Source organism: Mycobacterium talmoniae (genome assembly GCF_001854525.1).
Taxonomy (GTDB): Bacteria; Actinomycetota; Actinomycetes; order Mycobacteriales; family Mycobacteriaceae; genus Mycobacterium; species Mycobacterium talmoniae.
Map to the genome: position 1 here is coordinate 1 of NZ_MLQM01000313.1, position 2,254 is coordinate 2,254.

Genomic DNA, 2,254 nt, shown 5'->3' on the forward strand with positions numbered 1-2,254 from the left:
ACTTTGGTAGGTAACTCATTGACCACTACGCGATGGCCCACCCCAAGCCCGGTATCGACACACCCCAACAGGGATCCGTCCAGATCAGCCCCGGTCCCGAAACCCCACCACCCCAGGGGACTTACCCGCGAACTCGTGCTTCATCACGATTCGGAACGACTGTCGAGGCAATGAGCTGCGCGAACCACGAGCGCGCACTAACCTCGATATCCATTAACTTGATCCCGACTCCTATAGCGGCACATTCACCGTACAGACGCGCCGCTTGCATTGCATCGGCGAACGTCGTGCCGCGAAAGTTCAACGCATTTGCCGTTCCCATCTTTGATATTGCAGCTTGAACACCTGAGTCAGCGTGTTCAAACTCTAGGATGGATCCCCCCCGCGAAGGCTTGTTCCAGCTGATCTAACAGCTCGCTTGTGACTGTCATTACGAGATTATATTGTACGTACTAACGACCACCGTCAGTCCAAGTGCCGGGACGCCAGTTTTGCGTCCACGTAGCTGACAAGCGCGACGAATCCGACGCCGACGATCATCCCAAGAACATCGGGGAGATGAAATGCGGAGGGGATGAAGCCGATGGCGATACCGGCGGTAATGACCGCAACCACGTGCGCTGACCGCTTGAAGCGCCGCAACTCTCTTAGCGTCGGCGCTGGGTCAATCCGCTCCCTCGCCCAGCTCGAAGTTAAGTAATCGAGCGACTCCAGATTGGCGTGCAGCTCTCTGGTAAGGATTTCACCCAGCACGGCATATGCGAACAGTGATCCGAAGAGGACGACCAGGGCTACATACCGCGAGTCGCCTCCGGGCGTGTGGAATACGTTGAGGAGATGTGTTGAGTTCAGCTTTGACAGCAGCGCGATTATACAAACCGCTGGCGCAATCCCATAAGCCACGGCCAACAGCTTCTGAGGCATTCCTAGCTGATTGAAGCGCACAACCAACCACAGGAGGGGAAGCGGCAACAGCGCTGCCAAAAACAGGAACAGCAAGCAAGTCGCCAAGAGGGACTCCCCCGACTGCGAATCACCCACGAAGAACAATACAGACATACCAATGAAAGCCAGTATGACTGGTTGCATTCGAAATAAAATCGCGACGACGTAGAGGAACGACGAGGCTTGGGTACCCGAATCAAGCACCGTCTGACTCCAGGACCGCGCGCCTTCTGTATTTATTCGGAACGTCACCCAACCTACGATTGCCAACGATATGACGAGCGGCATCCAGGATCGCCATTCAACGGGCGAGTCCTGGCACGGCACGAAGCCCTGCGAGCACAGGTGTTCATTCTGAACACGCTCCAAGTACCATAGCCCGACAGCGAGTAATTCAACCAGCGCGACGATAAGAGCAAAGCCGATAGCCCACTTGCGGATCGCATTGTCGCGTGCGCTCGCCCAAATCACGAGCCATAACAACCAACAAGTTTCGACAATTGCCAGCGCGCTATCGTGGGGTGGAAACATCGCAGTCCTTATTTCTTCCCGATCCTTGGAACACGGTTCACTTTGCCCTCGCCGAGTTCGATGATTCGCGGACGCCGATCCGCATGGCTGGTCCACCAGCGGCGGAACGGCGAAGCGTCATCCCTTGCAACGGTGTCCTCGGGCAATTCTCCCAGAATCTCCAGGTAGCGTCGGTATTGGCGTGGTATCCATACCTTTTCGCTGTCGTGAACGAACTCCACCAACCAGATTTGAAGATCACCCTGCTCGATGATCAGTTGCGGAACACCGTCGTCTGAAACGAACCCGTCCTGCTCAGCGTCATCCCGCAAGGGATACAAGCTGATCCGCCTCGGACCGTTCTTCCATGGTGGAGAGTTGCCCTCGTCATCGAGGTACTCGATCCAGTCGCGCAGTTCCTCCGCACCGCACTCGTTCGATTCATAGCCATGAATAACTACGACTAAGCTTCCGTCAGTTGCTAACTTCGGTAGGCTCGGAGGTGGTTCGCCGAAATCACGTTCGCGGATCGAACCTCCATCTTCGATGAGATAGTTGACGCCGTTCCTGGTGAAGACGGTGTGAGCCGTTTCCTCTGGCAATCCAGCAAGCTGGAGAGCCCTGCACGCATCACTTGGTCCTTGGCCGCCGTACCCGAACTCCATTCCCTTGGGGTAAGTCCCCTGGGGTGGTGGGGTTTCGGGACCGGGGCTGATCTGGACGGATCCCTGTTGGGGTGTGTCGATACCGGGCTTGGGGTGGGCCATCGCGTAGTGGTCAATGAGTTACCTACCAAAGT

General features: G+C 56.3%; 2 protein-coding genes. Both read right to left on the reverse strand.

Annotated elements, in window-relative coordinates:
* Positions 1 to 465: 465 nt before the first annotated feature.
* Positions 466 to 1,476 (reverse strand): hypothetical protein, encoded by a 1,011-nt coding sequence (locus tag BKN37_RS26920; RefSeq protein WP_131823720.1) that lies wholly within the window; start codon positions 1,474 to 1,476, stop codon positions 466 to 468.
* A gap of 8 nt (positions 1,477 to 1,484) precedes the next feature.
* The gene (locus tag BKN37_RS28990) at positions 1,485 to 2,120 is read right to left on the reverse strand and encodes a hypothetical protein (RefSeq protein WP_131823721.1); all 636 of its coding nucleotides are present in this window, start codon (positions 2,118 to 2,120) and stop codon (positions 1,485 to 1,487) included.
* Positions 2,121 to 2,254: the final 134 nt, after the last annotated feature.